Origin of the sequence: Streptomyces sp. SID13031 (assembly GCF_010548305.1) — a bacterium.
Lineage (GTDB): Bacteria > Actinomycetota > Actinomycetes > Propionibacteriales > Kribbellaceae > Kribbella.
Genome location: NZ_JAAGLV010000003.1, coordinates 34,725 through 61,517 on the forward strand (window position 1 = coordinate 34,725; position 26,793 = coordinate 61,517).

Below are 26,793 nucleotides of genomic sequence, written 5' to 3' on the forward strand. Positions count from 1 at the left end.
GTGGTGGTCTGCGGTCAGCCTGCCCGGCGGGCACGGCTTGCGGCGGCCGGCAGCAAGTCCTCGATCAGTGCCTCGGTCTCCGGGCTGAGCAGCAGGCCGTGCGCCTGGATCCGCTCGCCCAGCGCCGACACGACCTGCTCGGCCGCTGCCACCCCGCCGTACCGGTGCTCGGCCATCAGCAGGTCGCGCCAGAGCAGGTCCGAGCTGCCGGCCAGCCGCAGGCCGGCGCGCGCCGCGCTGACCGCTCCAGCCGGGTCGTCATCGCCGGCGCTGAGCTCCCAGAGCCGGTGTGCGGCGTCGACGACCAGATCCGGCACCAGCCGTTCCAGGTGGACCCGCGCGATCCAGGAGTAGCTGCCACGGGTCCGCCCGCTGAGGAACGGTCCCCGGACCAGGTGCAGGCTGCGACGGAGCAGTTCGCGCTCGTCACGCTGGGTCTGCGCGGTCCGGCTCCGGCGTACCAGGTCGCAGAAGCAGTCCCAGTCGACCGCGAGTTCGGGGCCGAGCAGGAGCCTGCCGCTCGCGTCCTGGAGCAGGTGATGATGCCCGTTGCTGTCCGCGCCGAGCCACTCCCGAACCCGCGCGACGGTGGTGTCGCGGACCTCGGCGGTCACGCCGCGCGGCCACAGGGACGCCGCGAGCACACTCGGGTGGACGCCACCGGGGTGCAGGGCAAGGAATGCGACGAGCTCGGTGGCCAGCGGGATCCGCTCCGACTCGAGCCGGTTCATCGCCCGTACGTCGACCGGCCCGAGGACACCGATGCGCACGTTCGCCGTCGACCAGTTCGAGTCGTCGCCGAGCCGGCCGCTGTTCGGCACCCGGATCCGGTTCTGGCCGGTCGGCATCGGTACCGACGTCCGGGCCGCGTCCAGCAGCTCGGTCAGTAGCTCGACCGACGGCTCGCTGAGGCGGCTGGCCGACAGGGTGAGCCCGAGCGCCGGGATCCGCAGGGTCCCGGTCTCGTCCACCTGCAACTGCCACCGGGCTCCTGGAACGGTGCCGGCCACCAGCAGGCCGAAGCCCGCCCGGTTGCGGCCAGCCAGGGCGGTCAGCCTGTTGGCCGTCTCCTCACTGGGCGGCGCGCCCAGTACGACGTACTGCGGTGACGCTTCGGCAGACCGGCTGACCCGGCCGGACAGCACCTCGGTCTCGATCCCGCCCGCTTCGAATTCGGGGATGACCAGGTCGATGTCGCCGACCACCCGCAACCGGTCGGCCAGCACCTCCGCCAGCGCGTCCGGCAGACCGGAGGTGGTGACCCGGAGGAGGTCGGTCCAAGGATTCGTAGCCAGCTGGACGGCGACCGAAGTGGCGACCTCGCGGGCCACGACGGTGTCACCCTGCAGGCTCAGGGCACCGCTGGCGGCCTCGAGGTCCACCAGCACGTCACGCTCGTACTCGTCGCGGCCGAGACAGACCAGCGCCGGGAACGGCGCGGGACCGGACCGCTCGGCGGGAATGTCCGCCCGCTCGATCCGCCACCGGCGACCGTCGTCGAGCGCCTGCCACGGGGCGGGCACCTCGCTCTGCGCCGGTGCCAGCAGAAGCTCGATACCGCCTTCGTCGACGAGAACACCGAACAGCGGCGGCAGCGACATGCCCGCAGCCTCACACTGCCCGACCAGCCCGCGCATCGCCCGGTCGAGCGCCCCGGCCCGCTCCGGATCCGCACCAACCCGCAGCGCCACCTCCGCCGCGGCAGCCGCCGCCTCCGGATCACGCCCACGACGCCTGTACCGCTCCACCAGCAACAGCGTCAGCACTCCGGCGGCCACCAGCCCACCGCCGAGCAGGTCCGTCGGCAGCCGCCAGCGGGAGTCCTGCGTCTGGCCGCCGTCCGTGACGTGCTCGCCGCCACCTCCGCCGCCGCCGTTGGGCCCACCCGGTCCCGTGTGACTGCTGCCGGTCTCCCCGGTCGTCGGCGCCTGGACGACGGGACCTTCCTCGTGCTCCGGCGTCGAGGTCGTCGTGGTCGTACTGGGCTTCGCCACCGCGGTCGGGGTCGCCTGGTGGACCGGCACCCGATCCACCCCGACAGCGTCCTCGGGCATGATCAGGTCCCAGCCCGGCATGATCAGCCGGGCGAGGTGCAGGTGCTGGCCGTCGGGCTGCAACCGCTCTTTGTTGAGCTCGTAGATCTCCTTGTACCGGCGGCCGTCACCGAGGTGCTTCTCGGCGATCTCCCACAAGTTGTCGTGGTGGTGCCCGACCGGCGCCTTGACCGTGTAGATCTTCTTGCCGGCCAGCGGATTGGCTTTGTTGTGCGCCCCGTCGAACATGGACGGAGCCCGCTGATCTTCGGCGGCCACCCCCGCCGTCGCGTTCACTGTGGTGGTGGTCGTCGTCGCGGTGACGGACACCTGGGAGCGAGGCTCCGGCGCTCCGCTGCCCGCACCAGTCGCCGCGGCGGCCTGGCCGACCGCGATCCCGGTGAGCAGCAGCGCGCTGACCAGGACCCGCGCCAGCCGTTGGCTGCCACCGCCGAGCGGCACCGCCCGGGGGACGCCGCGGCCGTGGGCGGCGCTGGAGAACTCGGCGACCACGCAGGCCACGAAATGCAGCCAGGCCAGCCAGACGACGGCCCGCAGTACGGTCAGCAGGGCCTCGACGCCGATCGGCGCGGTCAGATCCTCCCGCGTCGGCCAGCCGTGCGGGTACGGCGGCGGACCGCTCAGCACCCACAACAGGACCGGTACGCCGAGCAGGAGCAGGAGCAACGCGAGCGCGGCCACAACGGCCTGCCCCGGCGACCGTCGTACTGGTGGCTGCGCGTCCTGCTGGAAGCGGCCCGGATCCGGTGGCGCTTCCAGGAACCGCCGTGCCCTGGACTCCTGCGTCATGCCTGTCTCCTAGCCGATTTCGGGCTCGGCGACAGCTTCGCCGTGCACGGTGAAGCTGTCGATCCCGACCAGTCCGAGGATCGCGGTGTCGACCGAACTGTCGGCCGAGGCGGTGACCCGGTTCCCGTTCACCGTCACCGAGATGTTCGTGTAGCCGCGGGCGCTCAGGAAGTCCGTGGCCACAGCGCTGGCCTGTCCTTCGTCGATCACCACTTCGTTCCGGTCCCGCAGGACCGCGATGTCGATCGCGCTCGCTCCCGCCCGGGCCGCCTGCTCCGTGTCGTCGGTGAGCTGGCTGCGCTTGTTCAGCGCCAGGCCGCCGTCGACCACCAGACCCGCGCCGACCATCAGTACGGTCGCGAAGCCGAGGACGAAGACCGTCGCCGATCCGCGCTCGTCACCGGCCGGCCGGAGCCGCTTCCAGCAGCGTTTCATCAGCCGGTCCTCCGGTACACGTCGATGGGCGCCGAACTGCTGATCGTGATCCGCTTGGTCCCCGGCAGCCCGATCAGGCCCAGGCCGTCGTAGGAGACCTCGCAGGTGAGGGTGACGGTGATCATGCCGCCCGAGACGAAGTTGCCGCTGAGCTCGGGGTCCTGGCACTGGTCGGGATGCTGCAGCGCCGCGATCGCCGTATCCACCGCGGCTGCCTGGGCCGTGCCGACGTCGCGCTCCAGGGACGCCGCCCGGACGGCGTCGCGGCTCGCGGCCTCGATGTCGCCGCGGACCGCGACGTACCGGCCGCCGGCCACCACCAGCATCATGAAGGCCATCATCACCGGGGCGAGCAGCACGATCTCCACTGCCATCGAGCCACGCTCGCCGCGGCGCTCAGTTGTCCGCACGGAATTCCTCCAGCGGTCCCTGGACGACCTGGGTCACGGTCGGCGGATCGATGAACGGGGTGATCTTCAGGGCGTGGCCGCGGACCTCGACCCGGACCTGGTCGGCGCCGACGGGGGTGACGATCACCTGGACGTCCTCCAGGATCCCCTTGCCGACCTTGCCCGTGTAGGCCACCCCGGCGGCCTCGGCCTGGTTGCGGTCCAACGAGGTCCGCGCCACCCTGGCCGACTCCCGGGCCGCCGCGGAGGCGACCTGGTTGCCCAGATAGATCAGCGAGAACTGGATGGTCAGGAAGATCGCCAGCATCAAGATGGGCATGTAGAGGACGAGCTCGACGGTGCTCGCGCCGCGCTCGTCATGCTTACGCCGGAATCTCCGGGCCCACCTCGCCGTTGCCATCGCCTGAGGTCAGCCCAGATCCAGGTCGTTGGCCTTGCCGGTGAGCTTGTTCAGGATGATCGCGCCGACCGCGATGGCGACACCGATCAGGAGCGCCGAGATCAGCACCCACTCGACCGCGGAGGCGCCGCGCTCCGATCGCCGGGCGCGGTCGATCCGTCCGCCGAGCAGGACCCGCAGGAACACGATGGTCTGGTTGGTCGTGGTGAACATGGTCATCCTTCCTCGGCCGGGTGGTGGCTCACAGCCCCATCACCCGGGCTACTGCTGGATAAGTCAAGAAGAGCAGGAAGCCGACGCACAGCAACATCTGCGCCATCAGCATGGACTGGGACTGGGCCTGGGCCCTGCCTTCGGTGTCGGCCAGCTCACGGCGCCGCATCGACACCGCTCGCGCGACCAGCGAGTCACGCACCTTAGCGCCGTCCTCGGCGACCAGCGCAAGCGCCGCCGACAGGTCCCGCAGCTCGTCGATCGAGACCTCGTCGCCGAGCTCACCGAGCGCTGCCCACGGTGTCACACCTTGTAGCCGGGCAGTCTCCAGTGTGTCCCGGATCCGGACGAACGCCCAACCGTCACTGATCCCGGCCGCCGACGACAAAGCCTCCGGCACACCGCGACCGCCGGCCAGGTTCATCGCGACCAGGTCGAGGAACGAACTGACCACGTGCCGGAAGTCCCGCCGCCGATCGGCGGCCAGCGTCCGCAGCTGCACCGTCGGCAGGAGTGCGCCGACGAGTGCCCCGATAACCCCGAGCCAGACCGGAATGAAGCCAGGCAGGCTGCCGCTGACGATGCTCAGCGGCAGGAGCATCAGGAACGGCGCGACAAACCCCGCCAGAGCTCCGACCAGACTGCTCGCCAGATGCGTCTCCAACGAGCGCCCGGCGATCCCGAGATCGGCCCGGATCGATACCGGCAGCTGCATCCCGCGGGCATCGAGGGCACGGCGCAGGCCGGCCCCGAGCCGGCGCATCCGCAACGACTCCTGCTGGTGCCGCCGGTCAGCGGTCAGGGTCACCTCGTGGCGGTACCGGCGCAGGTCGGCGTCGAGCTGCATCAGCCCGCTCGCTCCGCTCGGAGCCGATCGGGCGAGCAACTGGACGACGAGCAGCAGGCCGACTCCGACCAGTGCTCCGCCGAGCATCACCAACGTCATTTCTGACCCCCGGTCGAGGCGGCGGTCGGCAACCGGTCCCGGGCGTGCAGGAAGCGGGCGGGGGTCTCGAAGCTCGCCAGCCGGCGAAGCCAGAAGAACCCGGCCGCGAACAGTCCAAGGATGACCAGCAGCACCAGCTGCCCGACCGCGGTCGAGTACGGCGCGACGTACGCCCGGTTGAACAACGAGAGTCCGAGCACGAACGCCACCGTCACGACCATCACGATCTGTACGCTCCGGCGGGTACTGCGCCGGCCGGCGTTGACCCGCTGACGCATGTCGAGGGCGGCCCGGGCCGACTCCGACAGCGAGGTCAGCACGTCCCGCAGGCCGGGGCCACGCAGCCTGGCGTTCAGGATCAGGCTCGCCACGATGAGGTCCACGCTCGAGTCGTTCATCTCGTCCGCGAACTTCTGCAGGGCCTGCGACAGTGGCACACGGACCCTGAGACGGTCCGCCAGCGCGGTCAGTTCCGTCGAGATCGCCGGTGCGGCGGCATAGGCCGTCGCGGGAATGGCCTGCTCCAGGCCGACGGCACCGGCCACGGTGTCCCGCAGCGACTCGGTCCACGCCGCCAGGGCCTCCAGCCGGGCGATCGCCTTGGTCTCCGCCCCGGCGCCCCCGAACAACGCCGGCCAGGCGAACACCAGCGCTCCGGTCGCCACCGCGGCGACCGGCCAGCGGGTCAGCAACAAGATCAGCAGGGCGACTCCGATGGCGATCGGCACCCGGGCACCGGCCTTGCGCAACGACTCGAGGAGCGGCGACGGAGCGGACACCGTCTCGGACTCCGGCTGCGGGATCAGCGCCCAGATCAGCACCAGCGCGGCGCCACCCACGATCGCGCCGAGCAGAACGATCAGCAACAGCGTCGGGGACGGTGTGGTCATGACGCCCACCCCGCCGGTGCGGTACCGCGGTAGCCGACCGCCTGGAGCTCGGCCAGGCACGAGATCGGGGCGGCGGGCTGGGCCATACCGTCCGGCCCCGCCTCGAAGATCTCGCTGGACAGCACCCGTCCGTCGACGCCGTTGACCTCACGGACCGAGGTGATCATCCGGCGCAGGCCACCGCCGGCGGAGAAGTCGTTGCGCCGCTCGACGAACACGACGAAGTCGATCGCGCCCGCGATCAGCATCATCGTCGCGTCGGCCGGCAGCCGTTCGGCCGACTGGATCGCGTAGGTGCAGATCCGGTTGAACACCTCCAGCGACGAGTTCGCGTGGATGGTCGACAGCGAACCGTCGTTGCCCTGGCTCATCGCGTTCAGCATGGTGACGATCTCGTCGCCGAGCACCTCACCGACGATCACCCGGCTCGGGTTCATCCGCAGACTCCGGCGGACCAGTTCGGCCATGATGATGGATCCCTGGCCCTCGGAGTTCGGTAACCGTTCCTCGGTGGCCAGCACGTTGGGGTGCAGGTCCTCGAACTCCCCCAGCCCCAGCTCGAGCGACCGCTCGACCGTGATCAGCCGCTCCACCGGCGGGATCTCGTTGGCCAGTGCCCGTAGCAGCGTCGTTTTCCCGGCGTTCGTGGCGCCGGCGATCATGATGTTCTTCCGGGCCGCGACCGCCGCCGACAGGAACGACGCGAGCTCGGGCGAGAGCGTGCCGTACCCGATCAGCATCTCCAGGTTGACCCGGGACAGCCGGGCCCGCCGGATCGACACCGACGGCCGCGGGCAGACACCCATCAGCGCGGACAGCCGGCTGCCGTCGGGCAGCCGCAGGTCGAGCTGCGGGTTGGCCGAGTCGAACGGCCGGCTGGCCAGTCCGGAGTACGCGGCGAGGGTCTGGATCAGCTCGACCAACTCGTCGTCGGAGTCGGCGATCGGCTCACCGATCTCCTCGTGCCCGTCGGCGAACCCGACGAAGACCCGGTCGTACCCGTTGATGTCGATGTTCTCCACCATCGGGTCGTCGAGCAGCGGCTGCAGCCGGCCGACCCCGAACAGCGCGGCATGGATACCGTCCGCGAGTTCCTGCTCCTCGCCGGCACCGGGCGGAGTGCGCCCGGCGGCCATCTCGGCGCGGGCGTGGTTCTCCAGCACTCGCCCGACGACCGCCCGGGCGAACTGGCGTTCGTCCTCCGCGGTCATCTGGGGCAGTCCGTTAGAGGTGTCCTCCCGGCGTTGCCGGGCCAGCACCTCGGCGACCTCTTCGCGCAGTCGGCGTACCAGTGACTGATCCATCAGGCGACACCCCACTCCGCGTTCTGCGACTGCGACACCGGCCGGGCCAGGCGATGCAGGCGCTCGGCCACGGCAGCACCGGAGCGCAGCAGCAACGACTTGGCCGCCCGGCGGCCGTCACCGACCCGGATGGCCTCGGCGGCCTTCTCGTCCTCGGCGAGGATGCCGAGCACGGTCACCGGCAGCCTGGAGCGGTCGAGGATGGACTGAACCTCGCCGACCACCCCGCCGTCGCGGTACGACGTCACCAGCGCGACGCCGGTCGGTACGGCCTCGTGAGTGCCGAACTGGAGCGTCTCGGCGAGACTGTGCAGCCGCTCTCGCAGGTGCGACAGCCCTTCGAGCGTGGGGCGGGCGAGCATCAGCACGGCATCAGCGTGCTGCAGCACCGGCACAGTGGCCGATCCCGGCATCAACCGGCCACAGTCGGCGATGACATCGCGATCCGGAACCACCCGCATCGCCCGGGCAAGATGCAGCCAGGCCGGGCCGAGACCCTGCACCTGGCTGGGCGACGTCACGCCGGCCAGCACCTCAAGGCCGCCGGACACCCGCTGCACGTGATCTGCGAGCCGTACGTCGCTGTTGCCCCGGCGCACCGCCGCTCCCAGCGACAGCAGGCCGCGCTCCGGGTCGAGGGGAGCGCCGGCCTCGTCGCGGTAGCGCAGCGCCACATCTCCACCGGCCGGGTCGAGATCTGCCAGCACGGGCTCGACCGGCCAGGCCCCGGCCAGTACGACAGCCGAGGTGGTGACGCCGGGCGAGCCCTTCGCCGAGGCGACGACGTACAGGCCCACTACTTCTGCCCCAACGAAGAACCCCGGCTCAGCAGGGCGACCGCGATCCGGTTGTTGCCTGAGGCATCCGTAACGGCCATCACGTCCTCGCGATCGACGAGCACGGTCGCCACCAGCGCGCTACTACTCGACTTCTCACCGAGCGAGCTGCCCTTGTCGGCGGCCACCGGCGGCTTGAGCACGACGGCGTCGCCGATCAGCACCGGCGGCACGTTGCCCTGACCGATCCGGACCAGCTCGACCACATCCCCTCCCCGCAGCCCCAAGGCAGGCGTGCGGCCGTCGACGAGGACGATGCCGACCGCGGCCTTGTCCTTGCTGATCGGCGCTTCGTCAGTCAGCAAGGACGCCTCGAGCAGTTGCCCCTTGACCAGGTTGACCGCCGCATACTTCTTGCCGATGAGCAGGCGGGCCTGGTCGGCCGGGATGGTGTTCAGCGCGTCGCCGGACACCCGCGTCTGAGCCAGCAGCTCCTCGGTGATCACGCTGCCGACGTTGATGTTCTGCTTGACCTGGATGACGGCGACCCGCTCGTCCATCCGGACCGCGAGCACCCCCGCGATCAACGCGCCGCCGACGATCAGCAGCGCCGCGAGGGCAGCGATCGCCGGGCGGCGCCGCTTGGAGGCCGCGGGCAGGCGACCGCCCGGCTTGCGCCCGGCACCGCCTGCCCGGTTCGCTCGCTGCCGTTGACTGTCGGCCGTCTCTGTGCCGATGGTGGACATCTGACCCCGCTCCTTGAAATCCACGGGGCAACTCTGCCGGTACGGCGCAGTGGCCCCCGCCTGGCGTCGGGCCGACCCTACCGTCTGCCAGGGGTCAGAATCTCCGGCGACCCGGGCCTCCCCGCCTGCCGGTGATCCATCGCACGTTGCAACAACCTGCAATTCGGCGCAGAAGCTGCCGATTTCCGGGCTCCGAGCCCTCCGGATGCTCGAATGGCGGGATGGAGGAAGACGTCGAGCGTTTGAGTGCCGGCCGCGAAGCCCGGCAGGAGGAGCGGGGCGTCAGCCAGGAGGTGAACAGACTGCAGCGCCAGGTTGATGCCCTGTACGCCGAACGCAGGCACTTCGCGGGCCGGGTGGACCAGCTCAGGGCCGCCGAGGACCATCTCAAGGCCCGGTCCCGCTCGTGGATCAGCTCGTTGTTCTCCCGTGACCTGGCCGCGCAGTTCGAGGCCGCGCGGGAGGAGACCTTCGATGCCGAGGACCGGCTCGACGAGGTGGAGCGCCAGTTCGAGGCCGCCCGGGTGGCGCTGGCAGCGGCTCGCGGGCACCAGGAGGCGATCGCGGGCGTCACGTCCGATTACGAGGCCGCGCTTGATCTCAAGGAGCGCAGGCTTCTCGACGCCGGTGATCCGTGGGCGGAGCGCCTGCGCGAGATCATCGCCGGCCTCGGACAGCAGGCCGAGGTACTACGGGAGACCGACGACCTGCTCACCAGCGTCGGCTGGTCAGACCGGGCGCTGGACACCCTCGAGCACCTGGTCGGCCGCGCGCGCCAGTCGGCCCTGACCGACCTCGCCGACGGCAGCTTCCTGAGCAGCAAGGCCAAGTACGACGAACTCGGTGCCGTCGGCACCGCAGCGGCGTACGCGGAGAGGTGCCTGGCGAAGCTCAAGGACGAGCTGCGGCTGTACGGCGAACGCCGGCCGTTGACAGACGGCCCGCAGGTGGACGCCCGCGCCAGGTTCCTGGACAGCTGGATCGACTCCCCGTACCGCGATCTGCGCAGCTTCCTGGCGATCATGAAGACCCAGAACCGGATCCCCCGGACCCGCAGCCTGCTCCAGCAGATCGGCGACGACCTCCGCCTGCGCCGGGCCGAGATCCTCACCGCGACAGACACCCTGACCGCCGAACGCAGGACATTGCTGTCCCGCTGACCGTTGCCCGGGTCACGTATCGAAGCGCTGTGACGATGTCAATGGCTGCAGTCCGGGGGGCGAATCGGACAGATGAACCCTCGACATGGTTACGTTGGAGGACAGGTGGTGCGGACCGCACCCGGACGAGATGGGGAGATCTATGAACGACATGGTCGGCGGTAGCCTGCCGGAGATGGAAGCTCTGAAGAAGAAGCTTGCAGAGTTCCAGACCGAGCTTGGTCAGCTGAAGACCGCGTCCTCCGGTGTTGTCACGAGCACCACCTGGAAGGGCAAGTACGCGGACGACTTCCGGGGCGCCTGGGAGCAGTGCAAGAAGAACATCAGCAACATCGAGACCGACCTGCAGAACGCGTCGTCGGCCGTCGAGAAGAACCGCCAGGCGATTCAGACCGCCACCGGCGGCTGATCGACCCGGCGAATCGCCTCCAGGAGCCGGCCGGACCGCGAGGTCCGGCCGGCTTCTGTGCGTCTATGGGCGTCTATGGGCGTCTATGGGCGTCTATGGGCGTCTATGGGCGGGCCACCTGCACCGGCTCGTAGCGACCGCCGGTGACCATCAGAGCGCGCCCTGGCGGGGCGCCGCCGGCCATCCCGCGGGGCAACTGGAGGCCGAAGATCTCCGCGTCGTCGTACTTCTGCGGGCTGAGCACGAGGCCGGCCCTGGACTTCTTCATCGACACCACCGGGCCGCGGTACATGCTGGTGAGATCGGGTCCGGTACCGGCGCCGATCATCAGGTTGCCGGTGTCTCGCAGCAACGCGACCCTGGCATCGATCAGCTCGGCCAGCGGGCTGTCCTGCCCGAGCAACTCCAGGTCGTCGACGACCACGGCGAAAGGACTGGTCAGGCCGTCGAGGACCTCCCGCACCATCTCCGCGTCCGCGTCCGCACCGAAGACGCAGGCCACACCGGGTGCCCCGACCAGGTCTCGCAGCGGGCTGCGCCGCGGCGCCACGGCCACCACCTGCCAGCCCTGGGAGGTGACCGAGTCGATCATCGTCATCAGCGTCGTACTACGGCCCGAGCGCGGCGGCCCCACCACGACCAGGCCGGGCCCGTGCTCGAACGCGTCGAACGCCCGTACGTCGAGGTCGTCGCCGCCGACTCCCACCAGGACCTCGGTGGGGCGCAGCGGCGCGGCGGCGAGCTCGAGTGCGGCCGCGACCTCGATCGACGCCGGCAGCGCATCGACCCGAAACGGCCGCAACTGGCGCGGAATCTCCGACTGCGGCGTCGCCTGCGCCCCGATCTGGTGCAACGCGGCCACCTGAGCCGTACCGTCGTCGTCTTCGGCCAGCAACGCGACCTGCGTCTCCAGCAGGCCCTGAGACCGGAAGCCCCGTCCGGCCGGGAAGTGGTCCGGCACCTCTTTGGTCGGCATCCCGATCATCAGGAAGTCCGACGGGTCCGTCATCCGCAGTACCAGCCGGTCCTCCATCAGGGTGGAGATCCGGCCCACCAGCGCGGACCGGTCCGCGGTCATCACCACCTTGACGCCCGCACCGGCGCCCTCCTGCAGGATCTGCAGCCAGGCGTCGACCAGCCGGCCGCCGTCGACCGACTCGAAGGCCGCGACGAATCCCTCCCAGCGGTCCAGCAGGACCACGATGTAAGGCATCCGTTCGTCGGCCGGCACGCTGCGGCGCTGCTCGCCCAGATCGGCGAAACCCTTCGCCGCAAGGTCCTGCTGCCGTCGGCCGATCAGTCCCTGGATCCGGGCCGTGAGCCGGCTGAGCCGGTCCACCTGGTCACGCGACACCACGGCACCGGTGTGCGGCAGGCTGACCATCGGGATCAGGGCGTTGTTGCCGCAGTCGACACCGTACAGATGCACGTCCTTCGGCTCGATCAGCCGCCCGATGGACCCGGCGATGGCCCGCAGGGTCGCCGAGCGCCCACTGCGTGGGGCGCCGATGATCGCCAGGTGGCTGGACGAGCTCAGGTCGTACGTCGCCACCGACCGCGCCTGCTCGGCGGGCACGTCGGCCAGCCCGAACGGGATCGGCGGCAACAGCCCGTCGTCGCCCGGCTTGTCCCCCTCGAGCTCCGCCAGCGTGACGATCCCGGCCAGCGGCGGGAGCCAGGGGCTCGGTGGGGTCTTGACGCCGGCGACCTTGGCGGCCTCCTGCAGCGACTTCACCAAGGTGGCCAGGTCCGTCGGCACCATCACGTCGTCCTCGGCCTCGGCGCCGTCGAAGTACACGGGGCGGCCCAGGTCCTGCCAGCCCACCGGCCGTACACCGATGCTCGCGGCAACCAGTCCCGGCGGGCGGCCGCCGACCCGTGAGGTCTGGAACGGGATCAGCGACGAGTGCCCCAGCCGGGCATAACCACGGCCCGGTGTCGCCTTCGAGATGTGGGCGGCGTCCGCTGCCTCGATCACGTCCGAGCTGTCACCGGCATCGGTCACCCGGAGCGCGATCCGCAGGTTGGTGTTCGCCTTGATGTCGTTGGTGACGACACCGGCCGGACGCTGCGTCGCCAGGATCAGGTGCACCCCCAGCGACCGCCCCCGGCGGGCGATGTCGACGATCCCGGTGACGAAGTCGGGCAGCTCGGAGACCATCGCGGCGAACTCGTCGATCACGATCAGCAGCCGTGGCATCCGCTCGTCGTCCGGGCCCATCCGCTCGAGGTACTCCTCGATGTCCTTCGCGTTGGCGCCCTTGAGCTGGTACTCGCGGCGGTGCAGTTCGGCGGCCAGCGAAGCCAGCGCCCGCGTCGTGAGGTGCCCGTCGAGGTCGGTGACCATACCGACGGTGTGCGGCAGGTGGTTGCAGTCTTTGAACGCCGCGCCGCCCTTGTAGTCCACCAGGACGAACGTCATCTCGTCCGGCCTGTTGCCGATGGCAAGCGATCCGATGATCGTCTGCAGCAGCTCGGACTTACCGGCGCCGGTCGTACCGGCGACCAGGCCGTGCGGACCGTCCCGGACGATGTCGATGCTGAACGGGCCCTCGGCCCCTTCCCCGATCACCGCCTGCGTGGTCCGGCCGCCGGCTGCCCAGTTCATCGCCAGCCGCTGCGGATCGGGCGTCTCCATCCGCAGTACGGTCAGCAACCGGCTCGCGGCCGGGATCGCCGTGGCGCCGTCGCCGCCGGAGACGTCCTGGATCGGGGCCAGCGAGCGGGCCAGCCGGTCGAGCCACTGCGGGCTGACCAGGTCGGGCCGGATGCCGTCCACCGTCGGCGCGCCGGTCTGCCGAAGCCGCCACCACGCACCGTGGGGAGCCAGTACCGCGTGCGCCTCGTCGGGCAGTTGGCGCTCGTCCCCGTCCAGGCAGATGAACCTGACACCGACCGACGGGCCGTCCTTGAGCAGGCCGACCACGCCCGGCAGCAGCCGCAGGCGGCGTGCCCCGTCCATCACCACCACGATCTGCTCGGCGAACAGGGCCGGCTGCGGTGTCGGGTTGGAGGCGTTGAGCGCCTTGCGGCGGGCCTCGACCAGCTTCGCCAGCTCGGTGATCCGGCGCATCGTGGTCTCGTCGTCGTTGCCGAACGAGCCGAGGAAGCCGTCGTCCTCGCTCCCCCGGACGTGCGGCAGCCACCGCATCCACTGCCAGATCGGCGCCGCCTCACGGGGGCACAGCACCATCAGCCGAAGGGTTCGCGGGCTGTGCAGAGCGGCAAGCTGCCCGGCCAGCCAGGCGCCGAGCTGCTGCGCCGATCCGCCGGTACCGGCCACACCGAGCACTCCCACCGAGACCAGCGGCACGGTGGCCGGTACGTCGGGGGCGGTCCAGGTCCGCTTCCGCAGGTGGGCGTCCACGGTCTGGTCCTCGACCATCACCTCGCTCGGCAGGTCACCGATGCCGAGGCGGAGCTCCAGCCAGTCGGGGTCGGTCGGCCTGCGCTCCCACAGCCTCGACCGTGGGCCGGTCGCGAACAACAGCACCGCTGCCGGGTCCGGTACGTCGCGCCGCCGGGCGTTGCGCTCGACCACCAGGGCCCGGCGGGCGTCTCGCTCGACTCTGGCCTTGCGTTCCTTGTACTTGGCGAGCTGCTCGCGGTACGTGGACTTGCCCTCCCGCTTGCTCTGGAAGTACTGGCCGATGTACATGAGCGGGGTGAGCAGGCCGAACAACAGCATGCCGGGCTGCTTGAGGATCAGCGCGAGGGCGACCGCGCCCACCATCGGCAGCAGCATCACCAGCAGCGGGAAGGTCGGCTTCTGGCCCTTCTCCGGCTCGGCGGGCAACGCGAAATCCGTCAGTCGCGGTGGCGGCAGCAGTCTCGGCGGCCGGTTGAAGTCGACCACCCCGCCGGCCGGGTTCGGCGACAGCGAGGCGTCCGGCGGCTCGATCGAGGCCAGTGTCAGCATCACCGGTCCGACCGCGAGCTGCATCCCGGGCTTCCAGTCGATCCCCGCCCACTTGCTGCCCGACTGCAAGGCCTTGCGATCCAGCTCGACCAGCGCGGGCCGCTGGCCGGGCTCGAGGACGTACGTCGTCTCTTCCTCGCCGGTCTCGTCGGGGATCACGATCGGGCCGGCCAGCGGATCGACCGGCCGCTCGGGGCCATTCAGATCGCCCAGCTCGGCCGACCGGATGGAGACCTCGCCGGAGACGTCCACGGTCAGCGTCGCGACCTCTGCGGGAATCCCTTGGCCGACCAGCCTGACGCCGGCCTGCGGCGAGTTGCCGATCGTGTACGTGCCCATGCCCAGCCGGTGGACGGCACCTGCACCGGGCCCGCCGACGATGCGGACCTCGACAACCCCGTGCGGTTCAGGTGGTACGCAGCCGCGTGAGTCACCGACGCTGACCAGCGTGCCCTCTCGCAACGGCGAGTCGGCCAGCGTCACGGCGGGATCGACCGGCCGCCCGTCGACAAAGATCGTCGGCAGGTAGTCGGCGGTCGGCGCTGGGTCGTACAGGTTGATCACCTGGGCCGACCCCGGCCCGGCAACCGGCCGACCGACCGCCTCGATGAGCCGAGGGGTCAACCCGCCAACGGTCAGCCCAGGCTCAGCATCGACGACGACGTCAACCTCGACCCCACGCGCCGGATCAACCACCGTGAGCACGAACCGCATGCAGACATCCCCATCTCGTCGTACAAAACTGTCAGACCGAGGCTACGGCGCACCGCCCCCACTTTGTCCGGCCCGGCCGCTTTCGACCCGGCCGCTTTCGGCTCAGGCCGGCGTGACCTTCACCCAGACGTAGGCGCGTTCTCCCTGCTGGATCGCGGTCACCAGGATGGTGTGGCCTTGCACCGTAGCCTTCTCCCCGACTCCGAGCGTGAGAACTTCGGCCATCTGCTGCCCCTGATGCACGGACAGCATGGCCCGGTCCGGGTTGGTCAGAACGCCGCCGACGCCGACAGTGACACCGTTGACCGTCGGTGCTGTGCCCTGAGGAATCTGCTCGGATCCGTCGGTCGGCGTGGAGAAGGCGCTGGTCGGCCCTGCGGGGCCGGGCTCGTCCTTGGAGCCACAACCTGCCGTCACGAGTGCAACCACCAGTACCAGCGCAGACCACCTCATCGGGTCGCCCCTACCGGCGCGACATCGATCCGCGCGACGTCCAGGCCGCGCTCGTCCTGGATCTCACGCAGGGAGATCCGCCACTCGCCGAACTCGGAGGTCTCGCCGACCGTTATCGTCAGGTAGCTCGCCTCCACATCGTCCCGCCGGTCGGACACCGACAGCATCGCCCGCAGCGGATCGAGCATCACTCCGCCGAGGCCGATGACCAGATCGCCGGCGGTGAACCTGGTGCCCTGCGGTACGAGCACCTCGACCACGCCGTTGCCGCTCTCAGTTGACATCGACACCCTCCACCTTCGTCCCGTACTTGCGTAGATCGTCGATGTGGATGCGCGTGATTCCTTCGCTGCTTCCCCAGGGGTTCTGCAGCAGCACATAGTCGCCGTCGGTGCCCATCACGGTATACGCGTGCGGTCCGAAGAGCGGCCTGGGCTTCAGATCGTTCATCCCCGGATGGTCCTTCGGGCTCTGGGTGCTGAAGGTCACCGCCTGGCCGGCGTCGAGACGCTTCTGGATCTCGCTGGTCGATCCGACATCGCCCGCGTCCGTACGGTCCGAGTTCTGCCCGGTGAGCTCCTCCATCCAGTCGCCCGGCCAGCGGCCCTGGATGTCGTTGTACCCGCCCCTCCATTGGGCAGCAGCCTTCTCGACCACCACCGCCCACAGCTCCGGCGAGGTACCGTCCGGTCGGTCGCCGAAGCCGGTGATCGGCGTACCGTCCGGCTTCCTGAGAACCTCAGGCTGGACGACGATCTGCACCGGCTTGCCGTCCTGGTAGAACGTGACGGTGTAACTGCCGTTGGCGTTGGTGGTGACCATCTTCTCGAGCAGGCCGGGATTCTGCTTGGCCAGCGCTGCCAGCGTCGCCTGCAGACCACAGTCACCGATGCTCATCTGGTCGACGTCGGTCGGATCGGCCCCGCCGTTCTCACCCTTGCCCTGGGCAAAGAGCGTGCCGGTGATCGGGTCCCACCGGTACTCGCTCAGATTGCCACCGACATCCTTCAGACTCGGGCGGAAGTACCCGTTCGCCCACTCCGAGACCTTGCACATCCGCTGGACCACCGGAAGCGAGACCTTGGAGCCGAACAGGTTCAGGAGCTCGCGCTCGCCGTTATCGTCGAGGCCGCCGTCCAGCGCGCCGCCGTCCTTCATCCGGGACAGGAACGCCGCCAGCTCCTTGTCGTTCAGGTCGGCGAGCACTGCCTCCAGCTCGGCCGGCGTCAGCCCGCCCAGCTGTCCCATCACGTTGTCGATGTCGCCCTTGGACAGCAGCAGGAAGTCGTCGAGAACGCCCTTGACCGCCTTGGTCGCGGCATCCACCTTCGCCTTGTCCACCGGGCCCATGTCGTTGAACCAGGTCTGCGGATCCGGGGCCGGCTTGCCGTCCTTCATCGCTTGCATCATCTGCTCGAAGCGAGTCACCCGGCGCAGGTACGCCTGGGAGGAGTCCGTCGCAGCCCCGGCCAGTCCGCGGAGTTGCCCGGACGCGCCCGATCCGAACGGCAGGTTCTCGGTCACCAGCGGCATCGGGCTCCCGCCGGAATCCACCCCTTGACCGATCAGCTCCCGCACCCGGGTCCGGAGCGCCTCGGACGCAGTACTGGTCGTGCCAAGCTCCTTGACCAGAGCCCGGACGCGAGCGGGCGTGATGGAGACGTACCCGGTCATCTGGGACCTTTCTCCTTCTCCGCCTTCTCCTTCTCCGCGCGCCGCTGATCGCCCGCCTGCACATCCAGGTTGTTGGCATCCCGGTCGAAAGCAGTCGCGGCATCCAGGATCGCGGTCTGCGCCGCACCGGCCCTCTTCGCCCAGTCGGTCAACGTCCCACTGAACTCCACGGCAACCGGCCCCTGCCACGTCTCATCGGTATGCAGGTCCTTCACCGGCCCCAGCAACCCACTCACCTTCGTGGCCTCTCTCCGCAAATCAGCCGCAATCTCCCGAAGCCTGACGGCCTTCGCCTCAAGCCCCGCCGGCGTCGTCATCTATTCCTCACCCCGGCATAATGCCCGACCCACAGGGTCGCCCGCCCTCTCCGGTCAGGACGTCGGAGCAGCAGCCGGCCGCGGAAGATGCTCAGACCTCGGCAACCCCAACTGATTCACAACCTGCCGCAACAGAGCCACCGCATCAGCCACCGCATCCCGCCCCTCGACCCTGGGCGTGATCTGCACGAAGTACCTCCAATCACCCCGAATCAGCTGGGCGACAGCAGCTTCACGTCCTTCTTCACCTGCCTGGCCATACCCCTGGCCTTCAGCCGCAGGAAAAACAAAGGTCGACTTCCCAGCCGCCAGCGCCGCCACAACCCTGCTGTAATCCGCCGGTGACGAACCGAGCTGGCTGACAGTGATCGTCAAAGCCGTACCGGGCGCGCCCGTGTAGAAACGACAGCCAGCCAGATTGAGCTTCGACCCGTCAGCATTCTTCATGACTCCAGGCAGATCCTGCTTCGATCCACCCACCGAGAACTTGGTAGTCCCCAACGCAGTGGTCGCACTCTCCTTCGAGACAAATCCGCACACCAGGTCGCCTGGTGCTTTGGTCGGCAAAGGGGCGGTGTCTTTGCTCGAATCCGGTGTGCACCCAGCCAGGAGAAGAGGCACCATCACCAGTACCCCTAGACGCCCCAGGGTCTCAGAGCGCGCCGCTGAGATCGGCGGACACATCAGGACGCCGCCGCCGGCCTGGAGGGAACCAGGTTGTCCCATCTGGCGACCGCACCAATCAGCTCGACCGAGACGTCAGGCGCCTTGAGCGACGCATCCTTGGTGTACGCGCTACAGCCGGCCGTGTTCAGCTTCGACCCATCCTTGTTCTTCGCACCGCCATGCAGATCCTGCTTGGTCCCCTGCAACGAGAGGTCACCGGTACCGAACGCGGTCGCAACAGTCTGCTCGGAGACGAACCCACACACCCGCTTCCCCGACACACTTGCCGTCGGCAACGGAGCCCCGTCTTCGGTCTCGGACGAGTCGGGCGTGCACCCCGCTAGCAGAGCCGACACCACCGGCACCACGACCAGACTTCGTCGTACCCTGCTGATATCCATGCCCGTCATCATCCACCAAACAAGGGGAACTCGTCGCGATAACCATCGACGATGGTGTTCTGGATCCACTCCGTCAGCGCCTGTCCGCCACGCTCACCCTTGTCGAGAACGCCTTGCTCTCGAAATCGAACTCCGGCGGCATGCGCGGCATGCCATCGGCGCCCTTCTTGAACGCCTCCGGCGGCGGGACGACCTTGCTCGGCCGCGGTGTCAGGATGTTGGTGTAGGGGTTGGTCGGGGAAGCGTCTCGACGCTCGGCAGGCCCAGTTGGTTGACGACCTGGCGGACGATCGCCACCACGTCGTCCACCGCGTTCCGGCCCTCGGTCGGCTTCGACAGATAGACGAGGTAGTACCAGTCACCGCGGATCAACTGTGCGGTCGCGGCCGCCTCGCCCGGCCCGCCGGCCACAGCAACTCCTTGGCCTTCCGCCGCGGGGAAGACAAACTCCGCACCCCCGGCCTTCAGCAGGCTCGGAACGGCTCTCTCCTCGTACGGTGGAATCCCGATCAGTTTCACCGAGACATCCAGCCTGTGGTCGTCCTTGGCGAAGAACTCGCACCCGGCCAGATTGAGCTTCGACCCGTCAGGATTCTTGGCGGTCCCAGGAAAGTCCTGTTTCAGTCCGTTACCTGAAAGACCGGACTGACCAAGCGCGATCTCAGCACTTTGCTGCGAGACGAACCCACACGCGTCCCCTACCGCTTGAGCAGGCAACGGCTCTGTGTTCTGCACTGTCTTGTCCGGAGTACAGCCCACCGCCAGCGTTACCCCCAAGACGGCCCCCGCCACCCGGAGCGCGATCACCGGGTCGGAGTACTAGCCGGTCGCGGAAGATGCTCAGACCTAGGCAACCCCAACTGATTCACAACCTGCCGCAACAGAGCCACCGCATCAGCCACCGCATCCCGCCCCTCGACCCTGGGCGTGATCTGCACGAAGTACCTCCAATCACCCCGAATCAGCTGGGCGACAGCAGCTTCCCGTCCTTCTTCACCTGCCTGGCCATACCCCTGCCCCTCAGCTGCAGGAAAAACAAAGGTCGATTCACCCGCAGCCAACGCCGCTACAACCTGGCTGTCGTTAGCCGGCGATGCACCCAGTTGGCTAACAGCGATCGTCAACGCCTCACGCTCGGCATCCGTGCTGAAGCTACAGCCAGCCAGATTGAGCCTCGATCCGTCAGCGTTCTTGTGGGACCCGACCAAATTCTGCACCGACCCTCCCACCGAGAACTCCGTCGTTCCCAACGCGATCGATCCACTGTCCTTGGAGACGAATCCACACACCAAGTCGTCTCCCGCCTTCGTCGGCAAGGGACCGGAGTCCTTGCCAGTGTTGTGCGAAGTACAACCCGCCATGAGCAAGACCGTCGCGGCCGCCACCACCAACCGCCGCAATCCAGCAACCGTCATGACGTCACCCCCCGAACAATGGGAACTTGCTGCGGTACGGGCCGACCACATTCTCCTGGATCCAGTCATATGGCGCTTGACCACCACGCTCACCCCAGTTGATATAAGCATCGCTGGTGAAATCGAACTCCGGCGGGTTCAGCGGTTTCCCGTCCGGCCCCTTCTTGAGTGCCTCCATCGGCGGCGGCACGTACTTGTCGGAGCCTGGTTGGTTGGCGGCAGCATAATGCTTCGGGTCGAAGTAGCCACTCACAAGCAGGTTGTTGAGCGTCAGTTTGGTCAGGCTGTCCTGCGCGTCGCCTGCTGCCGAGTTGTAGAGATTCTTCGCGTCCTGGCTCGGACCCTTCGCGATGGCATCGAACGCAGCCGTCTTCGCCTGATCGAGCAGCAGACCCGTCCACTTCCCGGCGGGTACCGGGATCATCGGCAGCTTCAGAGCGACCCCCAACGCCTTCGAGATATTCTCCGCCCGCTTCTTCTCGAAGGCCTGATCCTTGCTGTCACCCTGGAAGCCGTTTGTCATGATGAATCCGAAGGTATTGCTGAGTTGCTTGGCAGCACCGTTGATCAGTGGCGACTTGTCGCCACCCTGGATCATGTTGACCGCCGCATTCGGATCCTTCTTGATCGCCTCCGACAAGGCGTAGCTGTACATCAGCTGACCGGCCGCCATCACACCTGTCGACACGATCGTCAGATTCTTCTGGTCCTCGCCCACCACACCCATGAGCTTCGCGATCAATTTGTTGTCCATGACGGCACCGAACGGCCCACCAGGAGGGAACAGCACGCCGGCCTCAGCGGTCCAACTACCTCCCAACGGGTCAGCCTTTCCTCCGTCCGGACCTGCAACCCGAACAAGATCCGGGCTGTAGCTCGCCAGCATCTCCGCGAGGCTGTCGCGCATGCCGTCGCTGGGCTTCCAGCCCTCGTGCGAGCCGATCCCGAACAGACCTCCGTCCGACTTGCCGTCGCCGGCCTTCTGGCCCAGCAGGGCGAAGGTCTGGCTGGCGATGACGGCGGAGATTCGGCCGTTCTCGGAGCGGTCGCGCCAGGTGGTGGTGGCGGACTGGAGGGCATTACCGAGGCCGTCGCCGTTGTCGTACTTCCAGGTCCGGTCCTGGAGCAGGTACTTCATCCGGTCGTTGACCTGGAACTTCTGGCCGTTGATCTCGACCTCGGACGTCTTCGCGTTCTTGTTGCCGACGTCGAAGAAGTTCTGCGAGGCCTGCGGGTTGTGGGACAGAGCTTCCATGATGTTCGCCAGCGGATCCGGCATGATCCCACCGTCGGGCATGTAAGCGCCGGCGAACGTGTGGTTCGGCTCGTAGTAGCTGCGCGGCTCCCAGACCGGGTGGTCCTTGCCGTGCTCGCGTTCGTAGTCGTAGACCGTGCTGCTGACCGTGTCGAGGAAGGGCGTCGAGTACTGGCCGTAGCGCATCAGCATGGTGAGCGCGGACGCCTGCCCGTACTTCACCGGATCACCATCGCCCGGCCCGCTGCCGCCTTCGGTGATCGCCGCGGCGTAGTTCTTCGCGTAGTCCGCCGGGAGCGCCAGCTCCCCGGTGTTGCGAGTGGCCGTGCCGATGGTCGTGCCCATGCCGGACACGAGCGCCTGGTAGTTGACCTTCCAAGCCTCGAAATCCTTGTTCATATTGGCGGTCGGATTGCGCAGGATCTGGTCGCGTTCGCGCGATGCCTCGAGCAGTGCGTCCGACAACTCGGTCGGCGTCATGTTCTTGGCGAAGCCGGCCGCGAAGTACGGGTCGTTCTGGTACTTCGTGATCTGCGCGATCAGAGCCGGATCGAGTTTGCCGTCCGACTCCTTGAGCTTGCGGGCCGCCTCGACGCCGTCGGCCTGCGCCTGGTCCGGCGGGATGTTGGACAGCAACGCCTCGTCGATCGAGACCGTTGCCTGCGGCCCCTGCGTCTGCGCCTCGATCTGCTGGGCCAGCGCCAACCTCCGGCGCAGCCCCGGGATCTGGTCGTTGACCCAACCGGCCGCCTGGGTGATCTTGACCGACTCCGCCGCCGTACCCCAGACATGCGTGCTGTTCGACTTGATACTCCCGGCCGAATCGGTCAGCGTCTTCGAGGCCGCCGTCATCTTCTGGATCAGGTCGGCCATCGCCGACAGACCGATGCTCGACATCACCATCGCCAGGACCCCCGTCCGCTCGTCACAGATTGTGCCAGTGGATCTGCCAGGCGTCCGGCTCGACCTTGTCCGGCTCCTTGTTGTAGATCGTCTCGAGCTCCGTCACACACGCGTCCGCCCCGGCCTTCGCCGTACCGGCCCGCCCGGTCAGATCAGCCGAGAACGCATCCGACGTCCCCCCGGTCCATGCCCCGGCCGCAAAAGCCTTCTTGGCCCCATCCAGCGCCGACGACGCACTGGTCGCCTGCCCCCGAACGGTGCCCAAGGCACGCCCCACCGCAGACTTATACGGATTAGGTACCTCACCAGCCATCGTGCCCTCCCCGAAAACTCGACCCAACGGATCGTAGTACCGCCACGGTCCACCACGCAGCGTAACCGCTACCAGCCCCCACCCGTCCGGGCGGATGACAGAAGAGCTCGACTGGTCGAAGCAGCCACCGAGCAAGACGATCGACCCCTGAAGCTTGCTCGACCTCGGCCGTGGCGGTCAGGGTCCCGCCCAGCTTGTCCCCATCCTTGGTTTACGTCCCAGCACTCGGCCCGGCGACAGTCTTCAGCGAGGGATCATCGGTGCTCGCACCAAGGACACAATGGCTCAGCGGGTGCCGATCGCCTCGATTTCGCGGACAGCGATGTTGGTCACGTCGGTCGCGGGGGCGAGCGGGTCCGGGATCGGCCCTTGGGTCGTGCCGTCAACCGACCAGGTCGCCGACCACTGGGTCGTTGCCCTCACCGGCGAGGTGCCGCCCGTCGGGCTGGAGCTGGTGAAGGTGATCGCACACTCGCCGGTGGCTCCCGCGGCATAGGGAACGCCGCCGTCCTTGCAGTCCGCGGAACCGGCGTTCGGCGCTGATACCGTCATCGACTCCAGCGCCGCGTCCACCCGGACCGTGTTGCCTCCAGCGGTTGCCTCGACGTACCGGTTGGTGTTGCGATCGGTCAGCCAGACCCAGGTATCGAAGTTCACCAAGGTTCCCCCAGCGGCCTCTTTCACCTTGGGGTTCCAGTCGATCTTCGGTTCCGGCAGAGTCATCGCCTTCGTCGCGGCCTCGCGCAGCACCTCGGGCGGAATCGGCGGAACCGGTGGCTCGACACCCACCGGCACGTAGACCGATTCGTGCTCGGCGAACCACTTGTCGGAGAACGCGAAGAACTCCTTCAGGTCCTCGAAACCTTCAGATGAGCAGGATCCGCCGTACCAGTGGCCCTTGTCGTCATCCTTGTACTTCTCGTACCCGGGCTTGGGTTTGAACGGCCCGTTAGCGCCGCCACTCTGGTGATACCAGTCCCTGTTCGCCTCACCGGAACTCACCCACTCGTAGTATTCCTTGCCTGTGTAGCCCGCGGTCATCCAGCAGGGGGAATAGACAACCACAGGCGCTCGGCCAGCCTTCCCGGCAGAGCCCCCCTTCACACCGGTACCGACTACGGTGATCGTGACGGTATGCCCCTGCCCGCCGGTAGTCGGCGGCGGTGGTGGCTTGGGTGGATCCCAGGCGAACGCGGTACTCGACACCGTCAGCAATGCCAGCGCACCAATGGCCACGGCACCGGCCAGGGTTCTTGCCGTCAGCATTTTCCATCCCTGAACGCGTAGTCCGAGATTTTCCAGATTCCGGTTCCTCTGGAAAGCGTCATGCGCACCGGAAGGGCAGGATTCCGGCCGATGCTTGGGTCGACGAAACGGCTGCCGTCGGGCCTGATCGTGACGACCTTCGACTGGTTGAAACAACCATCGACCACGGCCAGCGTTGTGCCTGGCTGCACCTTCGTCACGCTCACGGTGAGGGTCCCACCGGCGTGCTGCTTCGCCTTACGGTCAGCTGCAAGAATTTCGTTCAGATACTTCACCGCGGACGGATCCGCAATCTTGGACAGTTCGGCCGGCGCAGACTGCCCGCCCGCCATCACTGCGAACAGTTGATGCACTTGCTGGAACAGCAAAACGATGGGTCCCGCTTTCGCGTCCACTGCGGCGGGGCGATTCAGCACCAAAGTCAGATCGCGGTACTTCGCTGTCGTCTGCGTAGGCACCGCGGTCGGCTTGGTCGGTGTCGGCGAAGCGCTGGATGGCGGCGTCGACAAGGTACTGCTTGACGACGGTGGAATGGTCGGCAGGTCGGAGGATTTGTCGTCGTTGCCGCCGCAGGCTGCGAGGGTGAGCAGCAGGGTCGGGGTGACCAACAGCGGCCAGAGACGGGACCTGGTCATGACGTCGAACTCCTCAGCACGGGTGACAGCTAGCAGTCAGTCACGGTAACGGATCAGCACTTGCCGTTGACCAGGTAGTACTCGTCTACTCGCCAGGGGCCGGTGGTGTTCGAGAGGACGGCTCGCATGGCCATGGTTGGGTTCTGCCGCTGCGGCTTCAGTAGATCGTTGAACCGCTTGACGGTCACGGCATTCGCCAGTTGCGAGAACTCGGCCGAGGTGGGAGCACCGGCGATCATCGACGCGAACAGGGCCTGAAACCGTTGCAGGCGCTCGAACGCCACGCTCGCTTTCCGGTCCAGCTTCGCCGGGCGTACCAACTCGAGCGTGAGATCCTGATACTTGGTGACCGCCACGGTCGGCGCGGCCGTCGGCTTATGCGACGTGGATGGCGTACTCCGCGCAGGCTGTGTCGGGGCGCTCGAGCTGCTGTCGCTCAAGGTCGGCAGACCGCCGTCATTGTCGCCGCTTCCACCGCAAGCCGCCAGGACAGCCGTCAGCAGGCCTGCCAGTAGTACAGCAGCGAGACGCGAACAACGCACGGCAACCTCCGGTCGAACTCCACGACAGACCTCGTGAAGCTACCCCAGGTCTGACCCCTCGCGGCCGAATTTGCTGGAAGTTGCAATGCCCTCAGGCGGTGATGCGGTCGATGATGAGGGGCGTGGGTTCGTACTGGGTGTCGTTGGTTTCCACCGCGTCCGTCAGGGCTTCCAGGGCGCGGGCGAAGCGCGTCGGGTCGTCGGCGTGGAGGGTCAGGAGGGGCTGGCCGGCGGTGATGGTGTCGCCTGGTTTGGCGTGGAGTTCTATGCCGGCTACCGGGGAAACGGGGTCTTCCTTGCGGGCCCGGCCGGCTCCTAGGCGCCAGGCGGCTACGCCGATGGCGAGCGCGTCCAGTTTGGTGAGGGTGCCCGACAACGAGGCGGTGACCACGTGGGTTTCGGGGGCTACAGGTAGCGGGGCATCGGGGTCGCCGCCCTGGGCGGAGATCATTTGGCGCCAGGCGTCCATGGCGGAGCCGTCGCGGAGTTTCTCGGACGGGTCGATGTCTGTGACGCCTGCTGCGGCGAGCATCTCTACCGCCAGAGCGACAGTCAGTTCGATGACGTCGGAGGGTCCGCCGCCGGCCAGGACCTCGACGGATTCTCTGACCTCCAAGGCGTTTCCGGCGGTCAGGCCGAGGGGGGTCGACATGTCGGTCAGCAAGGCGACCGTGCGAACGCCGGCATCGGTGCCCAGGGCAACCATGGTGGAGGCGAGTTCGCGGGCGTCGGCCAGGTCCTTCATGAAGGCGCCGGTGCCGACCTTTACGTCCAGTACCAGCGCACCGGTGCCCTCGGCGATCTTCTTGCTCATGATGGAGCTGGCGATCAGCGGGATCGCCTCGACCGTGCCGGTCACGTCGCGCAGCGCGTAGAGCTTCTTGTCCGCCGGAGCGAGCCCGTCACCCGCGGCGCAGATCACTGCGCCGACATCCTCGAGCTGCTGCATCATCTCGTCGTTCGAGAGCGCCGCCCGCCAGCCCGGGATCGACTCGAGCTTGTCGAGCGTGCCGCCGGTGTGACCGAGACCGCGGCCGGACAGTTGCGGTACGGCGACACCGCACGCCGCCACCAAAGGGGCCAGAGGCAACGTGATCTTGTCGCCGACGCCGCCGGTCGAGTGCTTGTCAGCCGTCGGGCGGGACAGCTTGGCGAAGTTCATCCGCTCGCCCGACGCGATCATCGCGGCGGTCCAGCGGGCGATCTCGCGCCGGTTCATCCCGTTCAGCAGGATCGCCATCGCCAGCGACGACATCTGCTCGTCGGCGACCGCGCCACGCGTGTAGGCATCGATCACCCAGTCGATCTGACCGTCGCTCAGCTCGCCCCGGTCGCGCTTGGTACGGATGACGTCGACGGCGTCGAAGCTCTCGGTCACTTGTTCTTCTCCAACTCCTCGGGCCCGAAGGCGTCGGGCAACAGGTCGCTCAGCGGCCTGATCCCAGTTGTCGTCTCGAGCAAGAGCCCGGAACCACCATGCTCCTGCAGCAACTGGCGGCAGCGGCCACAGGGGGTCAGCAGGTCACCGTGACCGTTCACGCAGGTGAAGGCCACCAGCCTGCCACCACCGGTGTTGAGGAGCTCGGACACCAGCCCGCACTCAGCACAAAGACTCAACCCGTACGACGCGTTCTCCACGTTGCAACCGGTGATGACCCGCCCGTCGTCCACCAGCGCCGCCACCCCGACCGGGAAGCCGGAGTACGGCGCGTAGGCGCGACCCATCGCCTCGACCGCGGCCGACCGGAGAGCCGGCCAGTCCACGGACGAAGCGTCAGTCGGCATGGG

General features: G+C 68.2%; 28 protein-coding genes. 2 read left to right on the forward strand and 26 right to left on the reverse strand.

The genetic code is table 11. The features are described 5' to 3' along the window. Window positions 1-14: 14 nt before the first annotated feature. From G3I17_RS07480 to G3I17_RS07525, 10 genes are read right to left on the reverse strand one after another with little or no spacing between them, the layout of a single operon-like run. Window positions 15-2,843 carry a BTAD domain-containing putative transcriptional regulator gene (locus G3I17_RS07480; RefSeq protein WP_164595197.1) on the reverse strand — a complete coding sequence of 943 codons (2,829 nt, stop codon included), beginning with the start codon at window positions 2,841-2,843 and terminating at the stop codon, window positions 15-17. A gap of 9 nt (window positions 2,844-2,852) precedes the next feature. Next, a complete protein-coding gene (locus G3I17_RS07485) occupies window positions 2,853-3,278 on the reverse strand; it encodes a Tad domain-containing protein (protein WP_164595198.1) in 426 nt (141 codons plus the stop codon). Beyond that, the gene (locus G3I17_RS07490) at window positions 3,278-3,688 is read right to left on the reverse strand and encodes a TadE family protein (protein WP_343238233.1); all 411 of its coding nucleotides are present in this window, start codon (window positions 3,686-3,688) and stop codon (window positions 3,278-3,280) included. Before G3I17_RS07490 ends, G3I17_RS07485 begins: the two co-directional genes overlap by 1 nt. Continuing rightward, window positions 3,675-4,088 carry a TadE family protein gene (locus G3I17_RS07495; protein ID WP_164595199.1) on the reverse strand — a complete coding sequence of 138 codons (414 nt, stop codon included), beginning with the start codon at window positions 4,086-4,088 and terminating at the stop codon, window positions 3,675-3,677. The genes G3I17_RS07490 and G3I17_RS07495 overlap by 14 nt, the downstream gene beginning before the upstream one ends. A gap of 9 nt (window positions 4,089-4,097) precedes the next feature. Next, the gene (locus tag G3I17_RS07500; protein WP_164595200.1) at window positions 4,098-4,301 is read right to left on the reverse strand and encodes a hypothetical protein; all 204 of its coding nucleotides are present in this window, start codon (window positions 4,299-4,301) and stop codon (window positions 4,098-4,100) included. Window positions 4,302-4,329: 28 nt separating this feature from the next. Continuing rightward, window positions 4,330-5,247, reverse strand: a complete 918-nt coding sequence (locus G3I17_RS07505; protein ID WP_164595201.1) for a type II secretion system F family protein — start codon at window positions 5,245-5,247, stop codon at window positions 4,330-4,332. Beyond that, complete coding sequence (locus G3I17_RS07510; RefSeq protein ID WP_164595202.1) at window positions 5,244-6,137, reverse strand: type II secretion system F family protein; 894 nt, start codon at window positions 6,135-6,137, stop codon at window positions 5,244-5,246. The genes G3I17_RS07505 and G3I17_RS07510 overlap by 4 nt, the downstream gene beginning before the upstream one ends. After that, window positions 6,134-7,441, reverse strand: a complete 1,308-nt coding sequence (locus tag G3I17_RS07515) for an ATPase, T2SS/T4P/T4SS family (RefSeq protein ID WP_164595203.1) — start codon at window positions 7,439-7,441, stop codon at window positions 6,134-6,136. Before G3I17_RS07515 ends, G3I17_RS07510 begins: the two co-directional genes overlap by 4 nt. After that, complete coding sequence (locus G3I17_RS07520; protein ID WP_164595204.1) at window positions 7,441-8,238, reverse strand: hypothetical protein; 798 nt, start codon at window positions 8,236-8,238, stop codon at window positions 7,441-7,443. The genes G3I17_RS07515 and G3I17_RS07520 overlap by 1 nt, the downstream gene beginning before the upstream one ends. Further along, window positions 8,238-8,963, reverse strand: coding sequence for an SAF domain-containing protein (locus G3I17_RS07525; protein ID WP_164595205.1), 726 nt, complete (start codon window positions 8,961-8,963; stop codon window positions 8,238-8,240). The genes G3I17_RS07520 and G3I17_RS07525 overlap by 1 nt, the downstream gene beginning before the upstream one ends. Window positions 8,964-9,184: 221 nt before the next feature. Between G3I17_RS07525 and G3I17_RS07530 the strand changes: the two genes are divergently transcribed. Both G3I17_RS07530 and G3I17_RS07535 read left to right on the forward strand, forming a co-directional pair. Further along, window positions 9,185-10,123 carry a hypothetical protein gene (locus G3I17_RS07530; protein ID WP_164595206.1) on the forward strand — a complete coding sequence of 313 codons (939 nt, stop codon included), beginning with the start codon at window positions 9,185-9,187 and terminating at the stop codon, window positions 10,121-10,123. A 175-nt stretch (window positions 10,124-10,298) separates the two neighbouring features. Then, window positions 10,299-10,532 (forward strand): WXG100 family type VII secretion target, encoded by a 234-nt coding sequence (locus tag G3I17_RS07535; protein WP_164595207.1) that lies wholly within the window; start codon window positions 10,299-10,301, stop codon window positions 10,530-10,532. Window positions 10,533-10,635: 103 nt separating this feature from the next. On the opposite strand, the gene G3I17_RS07540 is transcribed toward G3I17_RS07535, so the two are convergent. From G3I17_RS07540 to G3I17_RS07615, 16 genes are all read right to left on the reverse strand, one after another. Then, on the reverse strand, window positions 10,636-15,165 hold the full coding sequence (locus G3I17_RS07540) for an FtsK/SpoIIIE domain-containing protein (protein ID WP_164595208.1): 4,530 nt from the start codon (window positions 15,163-15,165) through the stop codon (window positions 10,636-10,638). 102 nt (window positions 15,166-15,267) lie between these two features. Further along, window positions 15,268-15,618, reverse strand: coding sequence for a hypothetical protein (locus G3I17_RS07545; RefSeq protein ID WP_164595209.1), 351 nt, complete (start codon window positions 15,616-15,618; stop codon window positions 15,268-15,270). Then, entirely contained in the window at window positions 15,615-15,902 is a 288-nt protein-coding gene (locus G3I17_RS07550) for a hypothetical protein (RefSeq protein WP_164595210.1), read from the reverse strand. Before G3I17_RS07550 ends, G3I17_RS07545 begins: the two co-directional genes overlap by 4 nt. After that, window positions 15,892-17,292 (reverse strand): C2 family cysteine protease, encoded by a 1,401-nt coding sequence (locus G3I17_RS07555; RefSeq protein WP_164595211.1) that lies wholly within the window; start codon window positions 17,290-17,292, stop codon window positions 15,892-15,894. Before G3I17_RS07555 ends, G3I17_RS07550 begins: the two co-directional genes overlap by 11 nt. Next, on the reverse strand, window positions 17,289-17,609 hold the full coding sequence (locus G3I17_RS07560; RefSeq protein ID WP_164595212.1) for a hypothetical protein: 321 nt from the start codon (window positions 17,607-17,609) through the stop codon (window positions 17,289-17,291). The genes G3I17_RS07555 and G3I17_RS07560 overlap by 4 nt, the downstream gene beginning before the upstream one ends. A 54-nt stretch (window positions 17,610-17,663) precedes the next feature. Further along, complete coding sequence (locus G3I17_RS07565) at window positions 17,664-18,056, reverse strand: hypothetical protein (protein ID WP_164595213.1); 393 nt, start codon at window positions 18,054-18,056, stop codon at window positions 17,664-17,666. A 236-nt stretch (window positions 18,057-18,292) separates the two neighbouring features. Further along, complete coding sequence (locus G3I17_RS07570) at window positions 18,293-18,676, reverse strand: hypothetical protein (RefSeq protein WP_164595214.1); 384 nt, start codon at window positions 18,674-18,676, stop codon at window positions 18,293-18,295. Window positions 18,677-18,886: 210 nt separating this feature from the next. Beyond that, window positions 18,887-19,483 carry a hypothetical protein gene (locus tag G3I17_RS07575; protein ID WP_164595215.1) on the reverse strand — a complete coding sequence of 199 codons (597 nt, stop codon included), beginning with the start codon at window positions 19,481-19,483 and terminating at the stop codon, window positions 18,887-18,889. Continuing rightward, the gene (locus G3I17_RS07580; RefSeq protein ID WP_164595216.1) at window positions 19,480-20,091 is read right to left on the reverse strand and encodes a hypothetical protein; all 612 of its coding nucleotides are present in this window, start codon (window positions 20,089-20,091) and stop codon (window positions 19,480-19,482) included. Before G3I17_RS07580 ends, G3I17_RS07575 begins: the two co-directional genes overlap by 4 nt. Before the next feature lie 4 nt (window positions 20,092-20,095). Next, a complete protein-coding gene (locus tag G3I17_RS07585) occupies window positions 20,096-22,243 on the reverse strand; it encodes a DUF6571 family protein (RefSeq protein ID WP_164595217.1) in 2,148 nt (715 codons plus the stop codon). 28 nt (window positions 22,244-22,271) lie between these two features. Then, window positions 22,272-22,526, reverse strand: a complete 255-nt coding sequence (locus G3I17_RS07590; RefSeq protein ID WP_164595218.1) for a hypothetical protein — start codon at window positions 22,524-22,526, stop codon at window positions 22,272-22,274. Window positions 22,527-22,847: 321 nt separating this feature from the next. After that, window positions 22,848-23,828 (reverse strand): hypothetical protein, encoded by a 981-nt coding sequence (locus tag G3I17_RS07595; RefSeq protein ID WP_164595219.1) that lies wholly within the window; start codon window positions 23,826-23,828, stop codon window positions 22,848-22,850. Further along, window positions 23,822-24,463, reverse strand: coding sequence for a hypothetical protein (locus tag G3I17_RS07600; protein ID WP_164595220.1), 642 nt, complete (start codon window positions 24,461-24,463; stop codon window positions 23,822-23,824). Before G3I17_RS07600 ends, G3I17_RS07595 begins: the two co-directional genes overlap by 7 nt. A gap of 53 nt (window positions 24,464-24,516) precedes the next feature. Further along, a complete protein-coding gene (locus G3I17_RS07605; protein WP_164595221.1) occupies window positions 24,517-25,005 on the reverse strand; it encodes a hypothetical protein in 489 nt (162 codons plus the stop codon). Window positions 25,006-25,096: 91 nt separating this feature from the next. Next, window positions 25,097-26,383 carry a thymidine phosphorylase gene (locus G3I17_RS07610; RefSeq protein ID WP_164595222.1) on the reverse strand — a complete coding sequence of 429 codons (1,287 nt, stop codon included), beginning with the start codon at window positions 26,381-26,383 and terminating at the stop codon, window positions 25,097-25,099. After that, a complete protein-coding gene (locus tag G3I17_RS07615; protein WP_164595223.1) occupies window positions 26,380-26,790 on the reverse strand; it encodes a cytidine deaminase in 411 nt (136 codons plus the stop codon). The genes G3I17_RS07610 and G3I17_RS07615 overlap by 4 nt, the downstream gene beginning before the upstream one ends. Between the last annotated feature and the right edge of the window lie 3 nt (window positions 26,791-26,793).

What these genes read in the sequence shown, in the direction of transcription:
- G3I17_RS07480 (WP_164595197.1), bottom strand. Translation starts at nt 2,843, where the DNA reads ATGACGCAGGAGTCCAGGGCACGGCGGTTCCTGGAAGCGCCACCGGAT.
- G3I17_RS07485 (WP_164595198.1), bottom strand. Translation starts at nt 3,278, where the DNA reads ATGAAACGCTGCTGGAAGCGGCTCCGGCCGGCCGGTGACGAGCGCGGA.
- G3I17_RS07495 (WP_164595199.1), bottom strand. Translation starts at nt 4,088, where the DNA reads ATGGCAACGGCGAGGTGGGCCCGGAGATTCCGGCGTAAGCATGACGAG.
- G3I17_RS07500 (WP_164595200.1), bottom strand. Translation starts at nt 4,301, where the DNA reads ATGTTCACCACGACCAACCAGACCATCGTGTTCCTGCGGGTCCTGCTC.
- G3I17_RS07505 (WP_164595201.1), bottom strand. Translation starts at nt 5,247, where the DNA reads ATGACGTTGGTGATGCTCGGCGGAGCACTGGTCGGAGTCGGCCTGCTG.
- G3I17_RS07510 (WP_164595202.1), bottom strand. Translation starts at nt 6,137, where the DNA reads ATGACCACACCGTCCCCGACGCTGTTGCTGATCGTTCTGCTCGGCGCG.
- G3I17_RS07515 (WP_164595203.1), bottom strand. Translation starts at nt 7,441, where the DNA reads ATGGATCAGTCACTGGTACGCCGACTGCGCGAAGAGGTCGCCGAGGTG.
- G3I17_RS07525 (WP_164595205.1), bottom strand. Translation starts at nt 8,963, where the DNA reads ATGTCCACCATCGGCACAGAGACGGCCGACAGTCAACGGCAGCGAGCG.
- G3I17_RS07530 (WP_164595206.1), top strand. Translation starts at nt 9,185, where the DNA reads ATGGAGGAAGACGTCGAGCGTTTGAGTGCCGGCCGCGAAGCCCGGCAG.
- G3I17_RS07535 (WP_164595207.1), top strand. Translation starts at nt 10,299, where the DNA reads ATGGAAGCTCTGAAGAAGAAGCTTGCAGAGTTCCAGACCGAGCTTGGT.
- G3I17_RS07540 (WP_164595208.1), bottom strand. Translation starts at nt 15,165, where the DNA reads ATGCGGTTCGTGCTCACGGTGGTTGATCCGGCGCGTGGGGTCGAGGTT.
- G3I17_RS07545 (WP_164595209.1), bottom strand. Translation starts at nt 15,618, where the DNA reads ATGAGGTGGTCTGCGCTGGTACTGGTGGTTGCACTCGTGACGGCAGGT.
- G3I17_RS07550 (WP_164595210.1), bottom strand. Translation starts at nt 15,902, where the DNA reads ATGTCAACTGAGAGCGGCAACGGCGTGGTCGAGGTGCTCGTACCGCAG.
- G3I17_RS07555 (WP_164595211.1), bottom strand. Translation starts at nt 17,292, where the DNA reads ATGACCGGGTACGTCTCCATCACGCCCGCTCGCGTCCGGGCTCTGGTC.
- G3I17_RS07560 (WP_164595212.1), bottom strand. Translation starts at nt 17,609, where the DNA reads ATGACGACGCCGGCGGGGCTTGAGGCGAAGGCCGTCAGGCTTCGGGAG.
- G3I17_RS07565 (WP_164595213.1), bottom strand. Translation starts at nt 18,056, where the DNA reads ATGAAGAATGCTGACGGGTCGAAGCTCAATCTGGCTGGCTGTCGTTTC.
- G3I17_RS07570 (WP_164595214.1), bottom strand. Translation starts at nt 18,676, where the DNA reads ATGGATATCAGCAGGGTACGACGAAGTCTGGTCGTGGTGCCGGTGGTG.
- G3I17_RS07580 (WP_164595216.1), bottom strand. Translation starts at nt 20,091, where the DNA reads ATGACGGTTGCTGGATTGCGGCGGTTGGTGGTGGCGGCCGCGACGGTC.
- G3I17_RS07585 (WP_164595217.1), bottom strand. Translation starts at nt 22,243, where the DNA reads ATGTCGAGCATCGGTCTGTCGGCGATGGCCGACCTGATCCAGAAGATG.
- G3I17_RS07595 (WP_164595219.1), bottom strand. Translation starts at nt 23,828, where the DNA reads ATGCTGACGGCAAGAACCCTGGCCGGTGCCGTGGCCATTGGTGCGCTG.
- G3I17_RS07600 (WP_164595220.1), bottom strand. Translation starts at nt 24,463, where the DNA reads ATGACCAGGTCCCGTCTCTGGCCGCTGTTGGTCACCCCGACCCTGCTG.
- G3I17_RS07615 (WP_164595223.1), bottom strand. Translation starts at nt 26,790, where the DNA reads ATGCCGACTGACGCTTCGTCCGTGGACTGGCCGGCTCTCCGGTCGGCC.